The sequence below is a fragment of the Kribbella voronezhensis genome, assembly GCF_004365175.1.
In the GTDB taxonomy this organism is placed as follows: Bacteria; Actinomycetota; Actinomycetes; order Propionibacteriales; family Kribbellaceae; genus Kribbella; species Kribbella voronezhensis.
In genome coordinates this window covers 5,252,351-5,272,722 of record NZ_SOCE01000001.1, presented here as the reverse complement: position 1 = coordinate 5,272,722, position 20,372 = coordinate 5,252,351, and the positions used below count along the sequence as shown (strand labels likewise).

Below are 20,372 nucleotides of genomic sequence, written 5' to 3'. Positions count from 1 at the left end.
GAGGTCACCTCGGGCGGGCCGCCTGCTGCCCACACCCGCTCGGTGACAGGCAGACCGATGCAGGTGACATGCCCGGGGTCGAGGAGAGAGTTGGGTTGACGGGGGTCAGGTGACCGGGTTGGGCGATGGGGTGGGGCAGACTCGGGGGGTGGATGAATGTGGCGGGCTTGTGAGGCGTCGGGGCGGCCGCGTGCTGGGTGGGCGGGGTGTGTGTTGTGAGTTATGAGTTGGCGGTGTGGGAAGGGGATGTGCCCTGCGACGATAAGGCTGCGGGTGAGGAGTTTGAGGGGTTGTATGAGCGGTACTTCGTGGAGTCTCCGCGGCGGGCTCATGGGGTGATTCGGGCGTATGTCGAGGAGCTGGTGGAGAGGTGGCCGGAGGGGGAAGGTTCGCCCTGGGTGACGACGCCGTTGATTGACAGCGCGTCTGGGCCGATTGTGTATTTCTCGATGGTTTACAGCCGCGCCGATGAGGTGTCCGAAGGGGCCGCTCAGCTCGCAGCGGAGTACGGTCTGGTTTGCTTCGACGCCAACCGCAGCACCCTTCGCGGCGCGGTCGAAGGCCTCACGATCACGACCCAGAACGGCCGGGCAGCCTTGCCGGCGCTCTGGTTCCCGTTCGTGCTCAATGAGCTACGCCAAACAGGCGGGTTCATCGCCGTCAACCAGAGCAATACCTCGGCGAAAGCCCGCAACGACAACGGCACCCTCACCCTCGAGTATCACGAGAAAGAGCAGCGCTTCCAGACGAAGGACGTTCCGCTCGACCAGATCGCCGACGCGTTGTCGCAGTTGGCGTCCGGTCAGCGCCAGTTCATCGCTCGCCACACCTGGCGGCGCCTGACACCCGAGGAGCCCTAAGTGGACGAACAACAAGTACTCAAGGCCGCGAGCGACTGGGTCTGGATCCCACCCGACGCCCAGGACTTCATCGAGGACGACTACCGGCTCACGATCTACCCCGACCGCACGAGCGTCCAATGGTCCGCCACCGACCGCCCACTGACCGACGTCATCGCCGAGGTCCGCGAACGCGCGAGCGGCACCAAACCCGTACTGCGTTGGTGGGTGACCGGCCGCACCAAACCAGACGACACGGCCGACATCCTCGAGGAGCACGGCTTCGAGCTGGTCGAGACGGTCGAGGTGCTGGCGCGAGACCTGACCAGCATCGAAGACCTCGAAGCGGCCATGAGCCCGCCGAGCGAAATCGACGTACGCCCGGCAAATACGCCAGATCTCCTCTACCTGGCCGGTCAGATCGACGCCGAGGTATTCGACTGGGCGCCTCCGACTCCGGCTCAGCTTCAGCAGGAGAGCGACACGGCTGCCAAGGCGAAATCCTCCCCCGACACCGGCCGCTTTCTTGCCTACCTCCACAACCAGCCCGTCGGAGCGGCCGGCTTCACCATGACCGACGGCGTACTACGCCTCTGGGGCGGCGCCGTTCTCAAAAGCGCACGCGGTCGCGGGGCCTACCGCGCGCTGCTGGCGGCACGTTGCGCCCAGGGCATCCGCAAAGGCGCCACCTTCGCCCTGGTCAAAGGCAGGACGGGGACCTCGGCACCGATCCTGCGCCGGGCCGGCTTCACCTCGTACGGCATCGAGCAGTGCTACCAGCAACGCCTCCAGAACTGACCAAGCACCCCGCGCCCCTAGTCAAAATGCCCCACGAGGACGAGCATCGTCCTGAAGCGTCCAAACGGGGTGGGTGATCGAGATGTTGTTGGTTGTCGGCGGCACCGGTGAGCTGGGCGGACGCGTTGTCCGCCTGCTTCGCGAGCAACAACACGAGGTCCGCTGCCTCGTCCGGGCAACCTCCGGCACCGCCGAGCTCCAAAGCATGGGTGCGCAGGTGGTTCGCGGCGACCTCACCGATCCGGCAAGCCTGAAAGCGGCTTGCGAGGGAATCAGCACCGTCGTGGCGACAGCGACCGTGATCACCAGGCGCCTGGCCGGAGTACGGAAGCCGTCGATCAAGGAAGCCGACGAGATCGGTATGGCGAGCCTGATCGATGCGGCCGAGGCGGCCGGCGTACGGCGGTTCGTCTACATCTCCTTTCCTGGTGTCGATGCCGGCATCGGTACGCCGCTGGAGCACGCCAAGCTCGCGACCGAGAAGCGCCTGGAAAGGTCGACCCTGCAACGAGTCGTGGTCAGAGCCGATGCGTTCCAGGAGGTGCACCTCGCGCCGATCGGCCGGTTCGATCTCGCGGCGGGCAAAGTCGCCATCATCGGCAAGGGCGACACGAAGCAACGGTGGATCAGCCAGGACGACGTCGCCGAACTCCTGGCAGTTGTAGCGGTCGAGGCAGACCCGCCCACCATGATCGTTGTCGGCGGCCCCGAGGCCATCAGCAAGAACGAGGCCGTCGCCATCGCGGAAGGCTTCATCCACCGCCCGTTGAAGGTGCAGCGGATGCCCCGACCGGTCGCCCGGCTCGCGATCCGGCTGCTCCGCGGCCCCAACGACGCGCTCGCCTCGGTTTTCGGCGCCGGCCTGCTCCAGGACCTGCACGCGGCCGACTGGGACGACGAACCCCTGCTCCAGCGCGGCATCAAGCCGCAGTCCGCCAGCACCTATCTTCGCGACCAGGCCCGGCTCCTCGCGCCGGCTCAGGAAGGCTGATCGGCCAGCCGCAGGGTGATGAACGGAATGGTGTCCCCAGGCAGCACATAGCGCTCGAACTCGACGAAACCGTGGGACTCGGCAAAGGCAAGCCCCTCCACATTCGAAGCCAGCACGATCGTTTCAACCCCGGAGCCGAGAGCCTGCGCACGAGCCAGCCCCCGCCGGTAGAGCTCCTCGCCGAAACCCTGTCGCCGGTACGCCGGCAGGATCCGCGCGATCACCGTGGCCGCCGACGTTTCGGCCGACGGCGGACGAACGGTCGAGCAACCGACCAGCGCCTCGCCGGAGTACGCGACCTCCAGCACGTTCCGCCCCACCCGCTCGCGCACGTCGTCCAGCGACAACGGATCGGTCGGGATGATCTCGTTGTGCACAAGCTGCCAGTCGCGCATCAGCGCTTCGCTGTCCACCCGCTCGATCCGCAGCTGCGGGCGCGGAACGGAACCGAAATCGGCTAGCACTTCATCGATCACGTACTGCGCGTTCGCCGCGATCCCCTTGTTCGTGTCGCGGTAGTACGGCAACTGGATCAAAGCCATCGACAAAGCCCGCCCCCGGCCGCGATTCCAGGCGTCGTCATCGACCGCCAACGCCTCCCGGAACACGGCTCGCGCCGAGCCGGTCAGCAGATTCCACGCCGGAATCAGATCGCACGCAGGATCGCCCATTCCAGCAGTGGCGAAATCCAGTACTGCGGCCAGCCGTCCATCCCTGACCAAAAGATTCGACGGCATCAGATCGCCGTGCACCCAGCTGTCCGATGAGGCAGGAGCAGCCGCCAGCGCGGACTCCCAGGCAGCCGTGGCTGTGTCGATGTCGATCCACCCCTTCAACTTCTCCAAGGCATCCCGGGTCTCCGCATCCTCGGTGATCAACGGCCCACCGCGATGAGCCGCCGGGCCACCCGCGAAGTCGACCCGCCGGAACGCCTGCACGAACGAAGCCAGGTCCGCCGCGAGCACCTCATCGCCGGTTGCAGGCACGGCACCGGGAATCCACCGCTGCACCGACCAGATCCACGGATACCCCTCCCCCGGCTCCCCGCGCCCCACCGGCGCCGGGATCTCGACCGGCAGCACGTCAGCCAGCCGCGGCAGCCACTCCCACTCGGCCGCGATGTCCGCCACGCCGCCGGCGATCCGCGGCAACCTGACGGTCAGCGAATCGCCCAGCCGGTACATCGCGTTCACGGTGCCGCTCGACGGGATCTCGGTCACCGGCAGCCCGGCCCACTGCGGGAACTGGGCCGCGATCAACCGCAGTACAAGGGTTTCGTCGATCTCGGCCTCGTCGGCGTGCATCTTCACGCCCCTATCCCACCGCGGACCGGCCCTTGCTGTCGAACCGGTTTCAGAACTCGTCCCGCCGCCGCATCGCCCGCGGACGGCCGTCCGGATCGTAGACATGGTCACTCATGAACTGCGACCACACAGCCGCCAGACCTCGCACCCGCACCGGCCGATGCCGCCGGATCTGACCAGGCGGCCGGACGCCGACCCGGCCCGCAGCGTGCCAGCCGTCCAAGGCCGCCGCGGTCTTGGCCCACTGCGCGAAACCCTCCACCGGATCCAGCACCGGCTCCATCCCGAGGTGCTCAGCCCAGAGCTCCGACCGCAAAGAACGCGGGAGCCCCTCGCCGACCACGGCACAGGTCAACTCGCTGTCGTTCGTCCACGACCGCCGATTGAAGTTGTCGGACCCACAGGTGAACCACTCGTCGTCGACCACACACACCTTCGCGTGCACATAGATCGGCACCCCGTCGGCGTTCTCCAGGTTGTAGACGGCAACGCGGTCAGGCGCCACGGCCCGCATCGCGTCGATCGCCTGCAACTGCGCATACCGAGCCGGCGGACCCGTGATCCGCCCGTCCGAATCCGGATAACGCGGCACCACCGCGATCACCCGCAACTCGGGCGCCCGCTCCAACGCAGTACAGATGCCCTCGGCAACTACTGATGACCACAGGTACTGATCCTCGATGTAGATCAACCGCTGTGCCCGCTCGAAGGCTTTCCGATAGGCCCGGGCGATGCTGTATTCACCATGCGGCGCAAAAGGGAATCCCGGATGCTTGTGCCCGTACGTCCGCAACACCTGTACTGCGTGCCGCCCGGCCGCGGGCGGATCCGGGAACGACTCCGGCAGCTTCGACGGGTGCCTCGGCATCCGCGCCTTGCGCTGGACCAGCACCCGGTACGGCGTCCGTCGGTCCAGCGGATGCGGATCGTCCCAGCGCTCCACGAACGTCCGCAGCAGATCGCCCACCACCGGGCCGCGGATCTCCAGCGCGACGTCGTGCCAAGGCGTCCGGTTTCCGTACCGCGGGTCCATCGGCGCCTGCTGCGGATCGCCCAGATGCCGATGGTCGTCGCGGCGCTGGTGGCTCAGGTCGATCCCACCGACGAACGCGACGTCCTTCTCGCCGGCGATCCGGTGCCGGATCACGAACAGCTTCTGATGATGCGACGCCAGCCGCCGGACCCGCTGGTCGAGCAGGATCTCGGCGCCGGCCTCGTTGAGCTCGGTGCCGAGCAACTGGTTCTCCTGCGCGTTGAACGACAGGTGGTCCGAATGCGACCGCCAGAGCAGGCCCCGTACTTCGACTCCCGAGCGAGCGAGGTCGCACAGCACCGTGCCGACCGTGGGACCGTCCCGGTACAGCGCCTCGTCGGCATCCCCTCGCCAGTCGGTGAAATACACCCGGTCACCGGGCAGAAGCGCGCACAGTTCGTCGTACAGGCGCTGGAAGTAGACGGCACCGTGGATCAGCGGCCGGACCAGGTTCCCGTCGCTCCACGAGCCGTCGCGATCGATGTCGGTCGCGGGATTGCCACGCTCTTCCGGAGTCAGGAACCAGTCGCTCACCCCGGACGAGTACCCGCCCCGCGCCGTTTGGAACAAATGAGAGGGTGGACGGATGGATCGGGTACGGCGCAGAGCCGGGTGGTTGCTGACAGTGGGCCTGCTCGCGCTGACCGGGTGGACCACGGTGGTGGGCTTCCTGATGCCGAACTGGTTCGACGCGACCGAGGACTGCGCCCGGACCTTCGAACGGCCCGACAGCCACGGCATTCGGGTGGTGACCCATTGGTTCCCACCGACCGCGAGCTGTGACTTCGGTGGCGGAGATGTCCGGCACTTCATCTCGCCGGCCACGACCGTCCTGCTCACCGTCGCCATGGTGCTCATCGCGGCAGCCACCGGTACCGGCCTGTACTTCGCCGTCCGCCGCTTCTTCGAGCCGGACGACGTCGTCCGCTCGGCCGAGGGCGTCGATCTGAAGGCTCGCCTGGTCGCGCAGCTGTCCAGCGGCGCGGTCATCTTCGTCCTGGCGATCGCCGCCTACACCGGGGCGAGTGCCTTCGCGATCATCCTCGGCGGCGCTTCGGGCGGGGCCGTGTTCGGGCTCGCCGGGCTGATCATGGTCGCCGGGCTGGGAGCCGGCCTGGATCGACAGGTCGGCCCACTGCCGAGCACCCCACTCGAATCGCGACGCCGGGGCGCGGCCGCCGGCCTGATCACCTTCGCCGCCACCTTCCTGGCGACGGCAGCGGCCGGACGGATGCCGTTCTTCCGGATCTGGGCCGCTCCGCTCGGCGCCGTCATCTACGTCGTCGTCGTGCTGGTCCAGTGGTCGCGGCACCGGGCCGCGGCACCGGGCCGGACCGAGCGCGATCGGAGTTCTAGCCCGGTCTGATGTTCTGATTCAGGCGGAAGACGTTGTCCGGGTCGAACTCGGCCTTGACCCGGGCCAGCCGGTCGTAGTTGTCCTTGCCGAAGCCGGCCACGACGCGATCATGGCCCTCGTCACCGATGAAGTTGAGGTAGACCGCGCCCGTCGAGTACGGACGCAGGTCGGCGCAGACGTTCTTGGCCCAGGCGATCCCATCGGCGTCATCGGCCGGGTCGGACCAGACACCGTACGACTGGACCACCCAGGGCGCGCTGCGGTGCGGCAGCGGCCACCGGTCGGCGTACCGGGCGACGGCGCCGCCCCACGGGCAGACCAACTGTTGGGAGGTCATCGGCGACGGCATGTCGGCCGCGCGGGCAGTGAAGAGATCGACGGCTTCGTCCGGCCAGGACGCGAGGTGCTCGGCCGACCAGTAGTTGCGGAATCCTGGCGGATCGTCGAGCGCCGACTGCACTTCGGCGTACGGGAGTTCGGCGAGCATCATGCCGTCGGGGGCGAGTCCGAGAACCGGCGCCAACGCCGTACGCAACTCTGCGCCGGATCCGGTGAAGGTAGCGGTCACCCCGACGGCCGCCTTGCCCTGCAGGGTTGGGGGTATGAAGTCGCGACGTGGAGCGGCGGCGTAGAACACGCTGCCGCCGAGCTCGTCCGGCGCGCCCTGCTCGAAGAGGTCACGGTAGGCGCGCATCACGGTCGGACCGGCGTCCGCGGGCCAGAACAGTCTGGCCAGCGTCATACCGGGAAGTGGGTGCAACCTCAGCGTCAGCGCGGTGGCGACTCCGAAGTTGCCGCCACCACCGTGCAGCGCCCAGAACAGCTCCCGGTTCTTCGTCTCGTCGGCGATCACCAACTCCCCGTCGGCCGTGATCAACTCCACCGACACGAGGCTGTCGCAAGCCAGACCGAATTTCCGCTCCAACCAGCCCGACCCGCCACCGAGAGTCAGCCCGGCCACGCCCGTCGACGAGACTCGGCCGCCGGTCGTCGCCATCGAGTACGCCCAGGCGGCGCGGTCGAGATCGGACCAGGTCGCGCCACCTCCGACCCGGGCGATCCGGGCATCCGGATCGAACTGGACGTTCCGCATCTTGCGCAGATCGATGACCAGACCGCCGTCGGTCACCCCGGTCCCGGCGACGCTGTGCCCGGCACCTCTGACGGCGATCTCGAGCCCTTGCCGTACGCCGAACCGGACGGCCGCCGCGACATCGGCAGCCGACTCACACTGAGCGATCAAAGCCGGCCGCTTGTCGATCATGGCGTTGAACACCACCCGCGCCCCGTCGTACCCGGAGTCGCCCGGCCGCAGCAACACCCCGCCGAACCCCTCCACCGGCCGCCCAGCCATAGGACCTCCCCCTCGCCCGCCCCCAGGTGACAGAGATGGTGCCGCCCACCCGAGACCGGGTCAACGGTTCAGAGCCTCGGCGGCCGTCCAGGCCTTGCCGGAGGGTTTGGCAATCGCTTGCCGATAGGCTGGGAGGATGACCGTCACCGATGCGCAGACCGCCGCGGTACTTGGTGGGCCCGGGCAGCTCCTCGCCGACGAAGACGTCGTTGCTTTCATCCACGAGCAACTGGCCGGCGCCGGGCTCGACGGTCGCAGTGTCTGTGTGATCGTCCCCGATGCGACGCGGAGTTGCCCGCTTCCCCTGCTGCTGCGCGCTGTTCACGACGCCGTGACCGGCCGGGTCTCCAGACTGACAGTTTTGGTTGCCCTAGGCACCCATGCGGAGATGTCGGCGGAGGAGCTGAGGATCCACCTCGGCGGCGAGTACGCCGTACTGAACCATGAATGGTGGAAGCCGGAGACGTTCGTCGAACTCGGCACGATCAGCGCGGACAAGGTCGCGGAGATCTCGGGTGGGCTGCTGCACGAGAGCGTTCCGGTCCGGCTCAATCGCGCGGTCGTAGAGCACGATGTCGCACTGGTCGTCGGGCCGGTCTTCCCGCATGAGGTGGTCGGCTTCTCCGGCGGCAACAAGTACTTCTTCCCGGGCGTCGCCGGCCAGGAAGTGATCGACCTGTCGCACTGGCTGGGCGCCTTGATCACCAGCGCCGACATCATCGGTACGCCGGGCATCACGCCGGTGCGAGCCTTGATCAACGAGGCGGCCGCACTGATCCCCGCCGAGAAGCTCGCCCTGTCGGTCGTCGCCCAATCCGGCACAAATGCCTTGCACGCGGTGGCTTTCGGCGACACGGCCTCCTCCTGGCGAGCGGCCGCTGCCGTCTCCGCCGAGACCCACGTGCGCTACCTGGACGAGCCCGTACGCCGGGTGGTCTCCCTGATGCCGCCCCGCTACCAGGACATCTGGACGGCCGCGAAGGGCTTCTACAAGGTGGAGCCGATCGTCGCCGACGGCGGCGAGGTCATCCTCTACGCGCCGCACGTGACCCAACTGGCCGCGATGCACCCGGAGATCGAGCAGATCGGCTACCACTGCCGCGACTACTTCCTCGGCCAGTGGGAGAAGTTCCGCGACCTCCACTGGGGAGTCCTGGCCCACTCCACCCACCTCCGAGGCGCCGGCACCTGGGACCCCCTGACCGGCGAACGCTGCCGGGTCACCGTCACCCTCGCCACCGCCATCCCCGAACCCGTGGTACGAACCGCCAACCTCAACTACCTCAACCCCGCCACCTTCGACCTCCCCACCTACGAATCCGACCCCAACACCCTCGTCCTACCAAACGCCGGCGAAATCCTGCACCGGCTGAGATGACTACCGGAGCTGCAGGTCCCACGGCCCGCCGCACACGTTGACAGTCAAGTCCACACCGACGAACGTGAACGGCTGGATGGCATGCACTTGGTAGTCCCCGGGCGGCAGCACCTTCTGGGTCTCGCAGGCGACGAGGTTGAGGATCGACGAGTAGGCGTGAGCACCGCCGGGCTGGACCACGTACGTCGTACCAACTGGTCGCACGCCGCCCGCACCCGCGACAACCACACCGTCCTTGGTGATCGCCATTCGAGCGCCGCTGCGATAGGTCGAGAGACGCACCACCGCGTCCGTGAGGTTCTTCAGCGACATTTCAATCGGAATGACGACCTGCCGGCCGATCCGACATTGGCTGGGCAGAGAAGCGTTGAGTCGCAGCAGGTCGACGTCCGGATGCGGTGGGATGCGCGAGCCGCAGCTGCCGAACCTGGCGAGCAGCAGTTGCCGTGCTCGGTCGCCGGACGTCTCATCGCTCATCGACACACCTCCCCTGGTGTCACCACCATCTTCTTCCCCGCACTGGCTGACAAGGAGGTGACTCGCTAGTAGCGTTCGCGTGCATGGGGCAGAGCGAGGTTGTGATCGTGGGGTCGGGGATCGCCGGGTTGTGTATGGGGATCAAGCTCCGGCAGGCCGGGTGTGAGGACTTCGTCATCCTCGAGAAGGCCGATGAACTCGGCGGCACGTGGCGGGACAACACCTATCCGGGGTGCGCGTGCGACATCCCGTCGTACCTCTACTCGTTCTCGTTCGAGCCGAACCCGCACTGGACCAGGATGTTCGCGCCCTGGAACGAGATCCTCGCGTACCTGAAGCACTGCGCCGAGAAGTACGGCATCGCCGACAAGATCCGGTACGGCGCGGAGGTGACCGAAGCCGCCTTCGACGAGACCACCGGGCGCTGGACCGTCACCGTCAACGGCGAGGAGACGCTCGACGCGCAGACCCTGGTGGCCGGCGTCGGCAGCCTGCACCTGCCGAAGTTCCCCGAGATTCCGGGCCTCGACTCCTTCACCGGTACGACGTTCCACTCCTCGCAGTGGGACCACGAGCACGACTTCACCGGTCGCCGCGTCGCCGTCATCGGCACCGGCGCTTCGGCCATCCAGTTCGTCCCGCGGATCGCCGAACAGGTCGCCCACCTCGATCTCTACCAGCGCTCCGCCCCCTGGATCACCCCGAAGCCCGATCGCGCGATCGGCCCCCGCGAACGCGCTCTGCACGAGCGGTTCCCGGCCGGGCAACGCCTGATCCGCAACGTCATCTACTGGGGTCTCGAAGGCCGCGGCGCCGGCCTGGCCGGCAACCCGAAGCTGATCAAAGGCCTCGAACTCCAGGCCAAACGCCACCTCCACAAGCAGGTGCCGGACCCCGTACTCCGGGCGAAGGTGACCCCGGACTACCAGATCGGCTGCAAGCGGATCCTCATTTCGAACGACTACTACCCGGCGATCGCCCGCGACAACGTCGACGTGATCACCACCGGCATCAGCCGGGTCACGCCGACCGGGGTGGTGACAGCCGACGGCGTCGAGCACCCGTGCGACACGATCGTGTTCGGCACCGGCTTCGAGGTGTCCGGCAATCTGACCAGGATCCGCATCCTCGGCAAGGACGGCGTCGACCTGGCTGACACCTGGAAGCAGGACGGCATCGGCGCCCACCTCGGCATCACGGTCGCCGGCTACCCGAACCTCTTCCTGCTGACCGGTCCGAACACCGGGCAGGGTCATTCCTCGGTGGTCTTCATGGTCGAGGCCCAGGTCCGGTACGTCATGCAGGCCCTCGACCTGCTCAGGCGCCGCGGCGCGACGTACGTCGAGGTCCGTGACGAGGTCCAGCAACGGTTCGTCAGCAACGTCCAGGAAGAACTCAACGGGACGGTCTGGCAGTCCGGCTGCAACAGCTGGTACCTCGACGCGCAGGGCCGCAACTCGACCATCTGGCCCGACTTCACCTTCACCTACTGGCGCAGGACCCGCCGGCTGAACCCCGCCGACTTCGTCCTGGTCCACTGAGTCCCGTACTGCGAACTCAGGCGCGCCGGGGTCTCTCAGGGTTGTCCCGGGCGACCGAGGGATGAGCGGCCGCGAGCCCGGCTACGACCATGGGATGAGGTGAAGACCGGTCTTCAGGCCGATGTGATCGGGGCCGGCCGACGGCACTCTTGAGGCATGAACCTGATCCAGATCATCAGCGCGGTCGCCATCGTCGCCGGCGTACTCGTCACGGCCCTGATCGCGATCGTGCCGTCCGTCGTCGACCGCTGACCCCACACCGCCCCCCCCGACGTCCGGCCCACTGGCGCCCGGAGCCGACGTCCGGATGCTGACGTCCGCAGAGCCCGTTCCCCCCGGCTCTGCGGACGTTGTGCTTTCCTTTGCCCGGGCAACAGAAGTAGTAGTCGATAGCAACGAGCTGCGACCGAGGGAGGACGCCGGAACCGATCCGCGGACCGATGTCCGGCGGCGATTCCCGAAGGATTCTCGAAGTATGGAAATCCTTCAGATCCTCGGTACAGCAGGCATCGTGCTCGGCATCCTGGTCACGATCCTGATCGCCATCGTCCCCACCGTCGTCGACCGCTGACCCTCCACCACCGGTCGCCGACTCGCTGGGCCCCGGTTCAGTCGATGGAGAGGTGGGCGAGCAGGTCCTGGCGGGTCAGTACGCCGACCGGCTTACCGTCGTCCAGCACCATCAGCGCGTCGCGGCCCTCGAGCAGTTCGACCGCCTTGGCGACCGGCTCCCCCGCGCCGAGGGACGGCAGCGCCGGGTCCATGTGCATCTCGACCATGTCGGCCAGTCGCGCCTTGCCGGAGTACAGGGCGTCCATCAGCGTCCGCTCCGACACCGCGCCGGCCACCTCGGCCGCCATCACCGGCGGCTCCGCCCGGACGACGGGAATCTGCGAGACGCCGTACTCGCGCAGGATCTCGATCGCCTCGGCGACCGTCTCGTGCGGGTGGGTGTGCACCAGCGGCGGCATGCTGCCGTCCTTGCCGGCCAGCACCTGGCCGAGCGTCGTCCCCTGCCGCGCGTGCGCGAGGAACCCGTACTGCGCGAGCCAGTCGTCGTTGAACACCTTCGTCAGGTAGCCCCGGCCGCCGTCGGGCAGCAGCACAACGATCACGGCCTCAGGGTCGTCGAGTTCCTTGGCCAGCCGGATCGCCGCGGCCGCCGCCATCCCGGCCGATCCGCCGACCAGCATCGCCTCTTCGCGCGCCAGCCGCCGGGTGACCGCGAACGACTCGGCGTCGGAGACCTCGATGATCCGGTCGCAGATGGTCTTGTCGTACGTCTCGGGCCAGAAGTCCTCGCCGACACCCTCGACCAGGTACGGCCGGCCGGAGCCGCCGGAGTACACGGATCCCTCCGGGTCGGCGCCGATGATCTGGACGCGACCGCCGGAGACCTCCTTGAGGTACTTGCCGGTGCCGCTGATCGTGCCGCCGGTGCCGACGCCCGCGACGAAGTGGGTGATCTTGCCCTCGGTCTGCTCCCAGAGCTCGGGGCCGGTCGACTCGTAGTGCGAGATCGGGTTGTTCACGTTGGCGTACTGGTTCGGCTTCCAGGCCCCCTCGATCTCGCGGACCAGCCGGTCGGAGACGTTGTAGTACGAATCGGGGTGCTCGGGAGCGACCGCGGTCGGGCAGACGACCACCTCGGCGCCGTACGCCTTGAGCACGTTGCGCTTGTCCTCACTGACCTTGTCCGGGCAGACGAAGACGCACTTGTAGCCCTTCGCCTGGGCGACCATCGCCAGCCCGACCCCGGTGTTGCCGGAGGTCGGCTCGACGATCGTGCCGCCCGGCTTGAGCTCGCCGGAGGCCTCGGCCGCCTCGATCATCCGGACCGCGATCCGGTCCTTCACCGAGCCGCCGGGGTTGAAGTACTCGACCTTGGCGAGCACGAGCGGCTTGGCGCCGTCGGTCGTCTTCGTCAACCGCACGAGCGGGGTGTTACCGACCAGGTCCAGGAGAGATTCTGAGTAGCGCACAAATCTCACTGTATGGGACAGCGCGTCGATCCCCCTATTTCGCTTGCTTCGAGATCACAGCGTGTAATCCTTGATCCATGAGCATGCGGGGTGGCGGGGCCAAGGACTCAGGACGGGTCCGGGCCGCGAAGCGACTGGCCCAGGCCGCAGCGCTGGGAGGCGGGGGCCTCGGACTCATCGGAGCCATGCTGTACGGCGTACTGAGCGCGGAAGCGGAGTACGCCAAGCGTTTGATCGGCCCGATGCGGTATTACCCCACCCGCGGCGACGGCTTGTACGGCCGCTACTCAGGGCATCCGATCACGCTGGCCATGATCGGCGACTCCAGCGCCGCCGGGTACGGCACCTCCTCACCGGACGAGACCCCCGGCGTCCTGCTGGCCAGCGGTCTCTCGGAGCTGGCGCAGCGGCCGGTCCGGCTGGTCGACGTGTCGAAGACGGGCGCCAAGTCTGTTGATCTCGCCGCGCAGGTGGACGCAGCGCTGCAGGCCGGGCCGCATGTGGCCGCGATCCTCATAGGCGTCAACGACGTGAAGGCTCAGGTCCCGCCGTCCGCCTCGGTCCGCCAGCTCGACATCGCCGTACGCCGGTTGCGCGCCGCCAACTGCGAGGTCGTGGTCGGCACCTGCCCGGATCTCGGCGTCGTTCCACCGATCATGCCGCCGCTGCGCCAGGTGGCGCGGACGTGGAGCCAGCGACTGGCCGCCGCCCAGACGATCACGGTCGTCGAGGCCGGCGGGCGGACCGTCTCGATGGGGTCACTCCTCAGTGAAGCCTTCCGGACGAACCCGTCGATGTGGGGACCGGACAACTTCCACCCGTCGGTGACGGGCTATGCGGCCGCCTCGGCCGCGTTGCTGCCCTCGGTTGCCGCGGCGGTCGGCGTCGGCATGGAGTCGTTCACGCATCCGGAGTCGTTCCGCGGGGAGGCAGTGCTGCCGATCGCCGAAGCCGCCGTACAGGCCGCTCGCACAGCAGGCACCGAGGTCGCCGCAGCGCAGGTAGCCGGCAACGAACGCGGCCCCCGAGGCCGCTGGGTCCAACTCCGCCACCGCCGCCGCCACCCGAAACCCGAAGTAGATCGCATCGAAGAACCCACCGAACCCCCCATCCCAGTCGGCAACTAACCAGCCGACTCAGGCTGTGAAACACCTGCCTGGTGGGAGATAGTGCGTCCCCACCCCCTCACGTCCGCCACCACCCTCCGGCCGTGAAACGCCTGCCTGTTGGAAGATAGTGCGTCGTCACCACCCCTCGTCTTCCGTCACCTCCGCCCCGCCTCGACGCGGAAACACCCGTCTGTTGGGAGATCGTGCGTCCTCACAACTTCCTCGCCTTCCCTCACCTCCGCCCTGTCTCGGCCCGGAAACACCTGTCTGTTGGGAGATAGTGCGTCCGCTGAGCGATGACTTTCATGAAGAGGGGCTTGATTGCGGCGTTGTCGTGGTGCACAGTCGATAACTACGCGATACCCCGCTGACGGGAGGCGAAGATGGGCTTGAACCACTCCGAGGAGACGCACCAACGTCTGGTGGAGAAGGTGCCCCAGTGCACCGGGCGTGAGATGACAGAGTGGTTCAAACTGATGAACGACGGACCGTCGTTCCTGCGTTTCGACGACAGGGTGAGATGGCTTTCCAGCGAGTACGCCCTCGCTCACGGGCACGCCACAGCCATCGTCCACGAATACGACCTGGTCAAAGCGCACCGGCGCATGGGCTGACGAGCCGAACAGGAGTCGAACTTTCACGAAGGCCTGCCCTTTCAGGTGGAGGGGCGGGCCTTCGCTGTTCCCGCTCTCCCTCACACCACGCAGAAGTAGCGCTCTCGCTCAGACAACGCAGAAGTCGTTGCCTTCGGGATCTGCCATCCACAGGTGATCCAGCTTCCCGTTCTGCTCCGCCTCGTGCACCACGGTCGCCCCGGCCTCGATCAGTTCGGCCGCCTTCTGCCGGATCCGCTCCTCGCGCACGCCACTCGGCTGGTCCCGCCCGCCGCTGACCTGAAGATCGAGATGCAGCCGGTTCTTCACCGTCCGCGGCTCGGGCACCTTCAGGAAGGAAATCGACGGCCGCACCCCCGCGGGATCGGAGATGTTTGCTCCGTCGTTCCACTCGTCCTCTGGCACGCCCTGGTCGGTGAGCCAGTCCTCCCAGCTGTCCCAGCCTCGCGGCGGGTCCGCCAGCCGGTAACCGAGCGCGAGGCACCAAAAGTCGGCCTGCCCGGCCGGATCAGTGCAGTCAACTGTCATCGTCCACGCGGTAGTCATGGCCTCATCGTGCCAGCGCCCACCGACAGACCACCGGGCAAGTAATCACCCAGGCCCGCTCGAGCATCTGCGCGCCGTACCGGACAGACCGGTGGGCAGGCGACCACCGGCATACCGGCGGTGGACAGGCGCCCGGCGCCAAGACCGTGGACAACGAAAGGGGCCGACCCTCCAGGTGGAGGATCGGCCCCTTCGTCGTACCAGTGTCTGGGACTCAGTCCCGCTCGATCAGTTCCCGCGCAGGATGGCGAGGATCCGCAGCAGGTTCCAGTACAGCCAGACCAGCGTGACGGTCAGACCGAACGCGGCCCGCCAGGCCTCGTTCTGCGGGGCTCCGGCGCGCACACCCTGCTCGATCATGTCGAAGTCGAGGATCAGGTTGAACACCGCCAGACCGGCACCGATCGCCGCGAACAGCAGGCCCATCGCGCCCATCCCGGCGATCCCGGTACCGATGCCGAAGAGGCTGAGCACCAGGTTGATCAGCACCACGCCGGCGAAGCCCATCGTCGCGACGACGACCATCCGGGTGAACCGCGGCGTGACCTTGATGTTGAAGTACTTGTACGTCGCGAGCGTCAGCCCCGCCGTCACCATCGTGGCCAGCACGGCCTGCACGACGATCGTCGGGTCGCCGACCCAGTTCGCGATGAACTTGCTGCCGATTCCGAGGAATGCGCCCTCGAGCACGGCGTAGACCATCACCAGTGCGGGGTTGACCTTGCGCGAGAAGGACAACACCATCCCGATCACGAAGGCACCAAGCAGACCGGCAAGGAACACCGGCGTCACCAGGCTCGTCGGGACCATCCACCACGAGACGGCGGCGGCCGCGACGACCACACCCAGCGTCACGGCGGTCTTCACGATGACGTCGTCCAAGGTCATGGGTCGGCTGGCCGCCGGCGCGCCCTGGTACTGCTGCGGGGGCATACCGGGTCCGCCGTACTGGCCGGGCTGACCGTAGGGGCCCGGTTGACCGTACGGAGCCGCCCCGGGGTAAGCCTGGCCTTGGCCAGGCGCAAACGCACTCGACCGGTTCAGGACCGGGTTACTGCTCCTCTGCATGTCATCCTCCTGATGACCCAACTGTCGACCCGCTGTGGGCCGTGTCCCGATACTACGGGCCAACCCTTAACAACGCCTGAGGATCAGCTAGGTGTTCCCCAACCGGAACCCGCCGGGCGCAAACGGTTGCGCACGCCAACCAGCTCCGCGTTTCACCCGGCGTTCTGCACCCACCGCAACCGCTCCGGCGGCAACGGCGGAGCCCCCAGATACAGCCACCCGAAGCCCCGCTCCCACTCCCGGCTCCCCGCCAACTGCCCAAGCGCCGTCCGGAACCCCTCGGCCCCCATCAGCTCCGCCAGCCGCCGATCCACCCGCCGCATGAACCGCCGATTCCAGACCGCCTCGTACCCGCTCCAGACCACCGGAATCGCCACCACCGTCACCACGATCGCGACCATGGCCCCCACCAAGAAGTTCAGCACGATCCCCATCGCCACGATCGGCACCCCGACGATCACCGGCAACACCGCCCGATGCTGCCGCAACCCAAGTTGCGCCATCACATACTCCTGAAGAAACACCAGATCCAGCACCTCCCCCGGCAACGCAGCCCCCTCAGGCGTCACATACATCAACACCCCATCCGAACTCCGCGGCATCAGTACGACGTACCGCCCGTCCTCATCCGATTGCGCCCTGACCACCTTCGGCACCGGAAACCCAGCCCGAACCGCCATCCCCACAACCCGCTGCTCAATCTCCCCATCCATCACCGGCCAAGCATGAGCCACCCACCCCAAACCAGCGACTCAACCCGGAGTGCCGCCCCCTTCACCCCTCCGACGCCGGCCACTAGTGTCGCCGGGCATGGGTGGGAAAACAGCAGAAGAGATCCACATCGGCAAGGTCCGCATCGCTCTGGAGACCGCCGTCGACTGGTTACGCGACTACACCGACGCCGAGAACAACAAGACCCGCTCGAGCCCGTACGCGTACCCCGCGTACGACGACTACGAGCGAGACAACAACCTCCCGAATCAGCTCACCGACGCAGACCTCCTCGCGCCGGTGCTACTGAATGTCGGCCTCTCCATCCGCGCCTTCTACGGTTTGCAGCGCATAAAGCCTGCCCTCAACGAAGGACTTGCGAGCAGCCATCTGCAGCACCCGCTGGCAGACCTCGACGACCTACAAATCGCAGCGACGGTGAGGCCGCTGTACGGAGTACTCGACGACTCGCAAAACCGACCACGCGGCGTGAAAGCCACGACGCTCTCGAAGATCCTGCACCGCAAGGCTCCGCAATGCCTGGTTCTGCATGACAAGTGGGTCCGCGCTTGCTACGTCGGCGACCAGGCTCCAGTCCCTCGCGCCAAGAAGCGATCATGGGCCGACTACATGACCGCAATCACCACCGCGATCGCCAACGACATCCGTGACCAGCCGTCCGAGTTCGCTCAACTCGACGCAGCCACCGACACCCCAGGCCGACTCAGTCAAGTACGCCTCCTCGACATCTTGGCCTGGAAGTCCCAGGGCAACCCGTCCTTGGCGGCGTACTGAGACGGCGCTCAACACCGACCTGCTCAAGCAAGTGGACAACCGGTACATCTCGCCGACGAGCCTGGACAAGGACAAGGCGAGCCTGGTACTGGCGATGGGCACTCTCCTCGCCCTGCCCGATGTCCGCGAGAGGCATCGCCGTCAGCTGATCGACACAGCGGTTTGGAAGTACACGGAGGCGGCAGGGATGACACCTCATCCCAAGTACAACCTCCGATATGTCACCGACGGTGCGCGCAACCTTCACGTCCCGGCCCACATCCAGCACGAACATGTCTGGGAGAGGAGCTGGATCATCACCCAGCTCATCGCTGGGGTCCCGTGGACCGGGGACCGTCTCACGGCCTTCCTGGCGAAGCACGCTGTCGCCTGCACGGTGACCCAGGAGGAGCACGCCCTTCTGGGATCGGTGAACGCGACAGGGTGGAAAAGGTACGAGCTGGCAGGAATCTCCGTCTGGGACCGCCAGGCGCACGCCTATCTAAGAGCTGGCGAGGCAGCGCTATCGCTGCACGCACCGCCGCAAGGACCCCACACCCCCCGCCTGAACAGCGTTTCGACTTGTCCCAACTGATCGACGAACGCGCTCCCGTGATCGCCACGTATCTCCACCGACTCGTGAGGAGCGCCAGGTTCATGTCCGCGGTCGCAGTCCCTGCAGTCAACCAATCGGGTGTTCCGACCAACTACTTCAGGATCCACGACACCCTTCTGGACCGGCCCACAGGCGCGATCGCCTACCCGCATTGGACCGGCAAGGTCGATTTCGCACTCCAGTACGAGCAGGTACCAAAGGCACTCCACGGACCGACGGTTGGTGAGCTCCAACAGGCCAAGTACGCCGTTACCTGTCGTGTGTCCGACGAGGCATCTTTGCAAACTGCTGAGGAACTGCTGTTCCTCTCTTTGGAGCACCTACGAGAGACCGCGGCGGGGACGTAAGCACCAGACCGACGCAATCGACGTTCCGCGCAGGAGCGGCGCCGTACCTGTATGGGCAAGTACGGCGCCGGGGCCGGCCGGGGGTGGTTCTTCCGGGCGGCCGGTTCAGGGGGTGGCGGGCTGGCCGGCGAGGGCGGCGCCGACCAGGTCGGCGAGGGCTACGGCGACCAGGCGTTGTTCGAGGTCGGGGCGGGTGATTCTGGCGGCCGCGGTGAGCAGGAAGCGGCCCCTCGTCGTACCGGCGTGCTGGACGACCAACTCGATCTCGGCGTTGGTTGGCAGCCCGTCTCGCTCGACCTTCAGCACCTGGCCGCCTCGCGAGACGGAACCGTCGTGGTTCAGCTGCGGCGCATGAGGTCGCTTGTCGCCGGCAACGAATCGCGCGCGATCGATCCGTAGTACTGCGACCAGCTCCGCCTCCACCTGGTCGATCAGGTCCTTCACCGATGCCCCTTGCGCCGCGGCATGGGATGCGGTCAGAACCCCATCCAGGTAGCCCTTCTGGCGACTCGCCCGAGCTTGTTGCCTACGGCCCCAGATGGCGATCTCGGTAACCGCGGCGCCGATCACGACGAGCAGAATCGTGGCCTCGACGTCGGCACTGTCGTCGATCGTCAGCCGGTTGAACGGAACGGTGAGGAAGAAGTCGAACCACACCGCACTCGAGACAGCAGCGACCACCCCTGCCGGCCTGATCCCGAAGGACGCGACGGCGACGATCAGCAGCACCAGCAACAACGCCGCGTTGGCGTTGTCGAAACTGTTCCGGAACGGGCTCAGCAGTGCGCAGACCACCAGCGGACCCAGTACTGCGCCGGTCAACACCTCGCTGCGGTAGGTAGTCACCTCCCCATTGATGCGCACGACGGCCGCACTTTCAACGCTCCACCGCAACTTTGCCAGCCACCTCAAGACCCGCCGATCGCCGTACGTTGTCTCCCATGGACGAACGAGTGCGACCGCCGGAAAGCGCGGACGAGCGGGCGACCCTGAGCGGCATGCTCGATTTTCTGCGCCAGACCGTGGCGTACAAGGTCTCAGGCCTCACCGACGAGCAAGCTTTCGCACGACCGATCGGAACCACCGACCTCACTGCGGCCGGCCTGGTGAAGCACCTGACCGGCGTCGAACGCTTCTGGTTCGCCATCGATTTCGCCGCCGAGGACGTCGACTGGCCGTGGACCGACGAGAACCCGCACGGCAACTTCCGACTGGACCCCGACGACACCCTCACCGCCATCGTCGCCGACTACCAGGCCGAATGCGCCCGCTCCCGCGCAATCACCGCCGCGCACTCCCTGGACACCCCGGCCAAATCCCCCGGAATGACCTTCACCCTCCGCTACGCCGTCACCCACCTGATCGAGGAAACCGCCCGGCACCTCGGCCACCTGGACCTCCTCCGAGAAGCCACCGACGGCCGAACCGGCGAATAACCCTCCAGCGGCTGAATTTTAACGAAACACACGCTGCCAAGGAATGACGGAACCTAGAATTTCCGCGTGACTGGTTGACGGACGGTGGTCCTTCGCG

General features: G+C 67.1%; 21 protein-coding genes. 12 read left to right on the top strand and 9 right to left on the bottom strand.

Features of this window, described 5'->3' with window-relative positions; genetic code table 11:
• The first annotated feature begins 215 nt into the window (after positions 1-215).
• The 3 genes from EV138_RS37710 to EV138_RS24630 all read left to right on the top strand — a co-directional run bounded on the left by EV138_RS37710 (position 216) and on the right by EV138_RS24630 (position 2,628).
• On the top strand, positions 216-860 hold the full coding sequence (locus EV138_RS37710) for a hypothetical protein (RefSeq protein WP_202866811.1): 645 nt from the start codon (positions 216-218) through the stop codon (positions 858-860).
• Positions 861-1,637, top strand: coding sequence for a GNAT family N-acetyltransferase (locus tag EV138_RS24635; protein WP_133981144.1), 777 nt, complete (start codon positions 861-863; stop codon positions 1,635-1,637).
• Positions 1,638-1,719: 82 nt separating this feature from the next.
• Positions 1,720-2,628 (top strand): SDR family oxidoreductase, encoded by a 909-nt coding sequence (locus tag EV138_RS24630; RefSeq protein WP_133981143.1) that lies wholly within the window; start codon positions 1,720-1,722, stop codon positions 2,626-2,628.
• Here the strand turns inward: EV138_RS24630 and EV138_RS38220 are convergent.
• Together EV138_RS38220 and EV138_RS24620 are read right to left on the bottom strand one after the other, a co-directional pair.
• Entirely contained in the window at positions 2,616-3,932 is a 1,317-nt protein-coding gene (locus EV138_RS38220) for a GNAT family N-acetyltransferase (protein ID WP_238158450.1), read from the bottom strand. The genes EV138_RS24630 and EV138_RS38220 overlap by 13 nt on opposite strands.
• A 49-nt stretch (positions 3,933-3,981) precedes the next feature.
• On the bottom strand, positions 3,982-5,499 hold the full coding sequence (locus EV138_RS24620; RefSeq protein WP_133981142.1) for a phospholipase D family protein: 1,518 nt from the start codon (positions 5,497-5,499) through the stop codon (positions 3,982-3,984).
• Positions 5,500-5,551: 52 nt separating this feature from the next.
• Between EV138_RS24620 and EV138_RS24615 the strand changes: the two genes are divergently transcribed.
• Positions 5,552-6,331, top strand: a complete 780-nt coding sequence (locus EV138_RS24615) for a hypothetical protein (RefSeq protein WP_133981141.1) — start codon at positions 5,552-5,554, stop codon at positions 6,329-6,331.
• Here the strand turns inward: EV138_RS24615 and EV138_RS24610 are convergent.
• The gene (locus tag EV138_RS24610) at positions 6,318-7,676 is read right to left on the bottom strand and encodes an FAD-binding oxidoreductase (RefSeq protein ID WP_133981140.1); all 1,359 of its coding nucleotides are present in this window, start codon (positions 7,674-7,676) and stop codon (positions 6,318-6,320) included. The genes EV138_RS24615 and EV138_RS24610 overlap by 14 nt on opposite strands.
• A 136-nt stretch (positions 7,677-7,812) precedes the next feature.
• On the opposite strand from EV138_RS24610, the gene EV138_RS24605 reads away from it, so the two are divergent.
• Positions 7,813-9,054, top strand: a complete 1,242-nt coding sequence (locus EV138_RS24605; protein WP_133981139.1) for a lactate racemase domain-containing protein — start codon at positions 7,813-7,815, stop codon at positions 9,052-9,054.
• On the opposite strand, the gene EV138_RS24600 is transcribed toward EV138_RS24605, so the two are convergent.
• Positions 9,055-9,531 carry a hypothetical protein gene (locus EV138_RS24600; RefSeq protein WP_133981138.1) on the bottom strand — a complete coding sequence of 159 codons (477 nt, stop codon included), beginning with the start codon at positions 9,529-9,531 and terminating at the stop codon, positions 9,055-9,057. It lies immediately after the preceding gene.
• 83 nt (positions 9,532-9,614) lie between these two features.
• On the opposite strand from EV138_RS24600, the gene EV138_RS24595 reads away from it, so the two are divergent.
• Complete coding sequence (locus tag EV138_RS24595) at positions 9,615-11,072, top strand: flavin-containing monooxygenase (RefSeq protein ID WP_133981137.1); 1,458 nt, start codon at positions 9,615-9,617, stop codon at positions 11,070-11,072.
• 608 nt (positions 11,073-11,680) lie between these two features.
• On the opposite strand, the gene EV138_RS24590 is transcribed toward EV138_RS24595, so the two are convergent.
• Positions 11,681-13,054, bottom strand: a complete 1,374-nt coding sequence (locus tag EV138_RS24590; RefSeq protein ID WP_133981136.1) for a cystathionine beta-synthase — start codon at positions 13,052-13,054, stop codon at positions 11,681-11,683.
• A 77-nt stretch (positions 13,055-13,131) separates the two neighbouring features.
• Here EV138_RS24590 and EV138_RS24585 point away from each other — a divergent pair, with 77 nt between their 5' ends.
• A complete protein-coding gene (locus tag EV138_RS24585) occupies positions 13,132-14,181 on the top strand; it encodes an SGNH/GDSL hydrolase family protein (RefSeq protein ID WP_238158331.1) in 1,050 nt (349 codons plus the stop codon).
• 365 nt (positions 14,182-14,546) lie between these two features.
• Positions 14,547-14,777, top strand: coding sequence for a DUF4287 domain-containing protein (locus tag EV138_RS24580; protein ID WP_112242290.1), 231 nt, complete (start codon positions 14,547-14,549; stop codon positions 14,775-14,777).
• A gap of 108 nt (positions 14,778-14,885) precedes the next feature.
• On the opposite strand, the gene EV138_RS24575 is transcribed toward EV138_RS24580, so the two are convergent.
• The 3 genes from EV138_RS24575 to EV138_RS24565 form a co-directional block, all read right to left on the bottom strand.
• Positions 14,886-15,323: a VOC family protein gene (locus EV138_RS24575; RefSeq protein WP_133981135.1), complete on the bottom strand. Its 438-nt coding sequence runs from the start codon at positions 15,321-15,323 to the stop codon at positions 14,886-14,888.
• A gap of 228 nt (positions 15,324-15,551) precedes the next feature.
• Positions 15,552-16,391, bottom strand: coding sequence for a Bax inhibitor-1/YccA family protein (locus EV138_RS24570; protein WP_112242292.1), 840 nt, complete (start codon positions 16,389-16,391; stop codon positions 15,552-15,554).
• Between the two features lie 152 nt (positions 16,392-16,543).
• On the bottom strand, positions 16,544-17,071 hold the full coding sequence (locus tag EV138_RS24565) for a hypothetical protein (protein ID WP_166678666.1): 528 nt from the start codon (positions 17,069-17,071) through the stop codon (positions 16,544-16,546).
• A 130-nt stretch (positions 17,072-17,201) separates the two neighbouring features.
• Here EV138_RS24565 and EV138_RS24560 point away from each other — a divergent pair, with 130 nt between their 5' ends.
• From EV138_RS24560 to EV138_RS24550, 3 genes are all read left to right on the top strand, one after another.
• On the top strand, positions 17,202-17,897 hold the full coding sequence (locus EV138_RS24560; RefSeq protein ID WP_133981133.1) for a DUF6308 family protein: 696 nt from the start codon (positions 17,202-17,204) through the stop codon (positions 17,895-17,897).
• A 31-nt stretch (positions 17,898-17,928) separates the two neighbouring features.
• The gene (locus EV138_RS24555) at positions 17,929-18,471 is read left to right on the top strand and encodes a hypothetical protein (RefSeq protein ID WP_133981132.1); all 543 of its coding nucleotides are present in this window, start codon (positions 17,929-17,931) and stop codon (positions 18,469-18,471) included.
• A 62-nt stretch (positions 18,472-18,533) separates the two neighbouring features.
• Positions 18,534-18,839 carry a hypothetical protein gene (locus EV138_RS24550; protein ID WP_133981131.1) on the top strand — a complete coding sequence of 102 codons (306 nt, stop codon included), beginning with the start codon at positions 18,534-18,536 and terminating at the stop codon, positions 18,837-18,839.
• 105 nt (positions 18,840-18,944) lie between these two features.
• On the opposite strand, the gene EV138_RS24545 is transcribed toward EV138_RS24550, so the two are convergent.
• Positions 18,945-19,703: a DUF4118 domain-containing protein gene (locus EV138_RS24545; protein WP_238158330.1), complete on the bottom strand. Its 759-nt coding sequence runs from the start codon at positions 19,701-19,703 to the stop codon at positions 18,945-18,947.
• A 77-nt stretch (positions 19,704-19,780) separates the two neighbouring features.
• On the opposite strand from EV138_RS24545, the gene EV138_RS24540 reads away from it, so the two are divergent.
• Complete coding sequence (locus EV138_RS24540) at positions 19,781-20,275, top strand: DinB family protein (RefSeq protein ID WP_133981130.1); 495 nt, start codon at positions 19,781-19,783, stop codon at positions 20,273-20,275.
• The last annotated feature ends 97 nt before the right edge of the window (positions 20,276-20,372 follow it).

Excerpts from the sequence above, each read along its gene's own strand:
- EV138_RS24630 (WP_133981143.1), top strand. The coding sequence starts at position 1,720 with ATGTTGTTGGTTGTCGGCGGCACCGGTGAGCTGGGCGGACGCGTTGTC.
- EV138_RS38220 (WP_238158450.1), bottom strand. The coding sequence starts at position 3,932 with ATGCACGCCGACGAGGCCGAGATCGACGAAACCCTTGTACTGCGGTTG.
- EV138_RS24615 (WP_133981141.1), top strand. The coding sequence starts at position 5,552 with ATGGATCGGGTACGGCGCAGAGCCGGGTGGTTGCTGACAGTGGGCCTG.
- EV138_RS24610 (WP_133981140.1), bottom strand. The coding sequence starts at position 7,676 with ATGGCTGGGCGGCCGGTGGAGGGGTTCGGCGGGGTGTTGCTGCGGCCG.
- EV138_RS24605 (WP_133981139.1), top strand. The coding sequence starts at position 7,813 with ATGACCGTCACCGATGCGCAGACCGCCGCGGTACTTGGTGGGCCCGGG.
- EV138_RS24600 (WP_133981138.1), bottom strand. The coding sequence starts at position 9,531 with ATGAGCGATGAGACGTCCGGCGACCGAGCACGGCAACTGCTGCTCGCC.
- EV138_RS24595 (WP_133981137.1), top strand. The coding sequence starts at position 9,615 with ATGGGGCAGAGCGAGGTTGTGATCGTGGGGTCGGGGATCGCCGGGTTG.
- EV138_RS24585 (WP_238158331.1), top strand. The coding sequence starts at position 13,132 with ATGAGCATGCGGGGTGGCGGGGCCAAGGACTCAGGACGGGTCCGGGCC.
- EV138_RS24580 (WP_112242290.1), top strand. The coding sequence starts at position 14,547 with ATGGGCTTGAACCACTCCGAGGAGACGCACCAACGTCTGGTGGAGAAG.
- EV138_RS24575 (WP_133981135.1), bottom strand. The coding sequence starts at position 15,323 with ATGACTACCGCGTGGACGATGACAGTTGACTGCACTGATCCGGCCGGG.
- EV138_RS24570 (WP_112242292.1), bottom strand. The coding sequence starts at position 16,391 with ATGCAGAGGAGCAGTAACCCGGTCCTGAACCGGTCGAGTGCGTTTGCG.
- EV138_RS24565 (WP_166678666.1), bottom strand. The coding sequence starts at position 17,071 with ATGGCGGTTCGGGCTGGGTTTCCGGTGCCGAAGGTGGTCAGGGCGCAA.
- EV138_RS24560 (WP_133981133.1), top strand. The coding sequence starts at position 17,202 with ATGGGTGGGAAAACAGCAGAAGAGATCCACATCGGCAAGGTCCGCATC.
- EV138_RS24550 (WP_133981131.1), top strand. The coding sequence starts at position 18,534 with ATGTCCGCGGTCGCAGTCCCTGCAGTCAACCAATCGGGTGTTCCGACC.
- EV138_RS24540 (WP_133981130.1), top strand. The coding sequence starts at position 19,781 with ATGGACGAACGAGTGCGACCGCCGGAAAGCGCGGACGAGCGGGCGACC.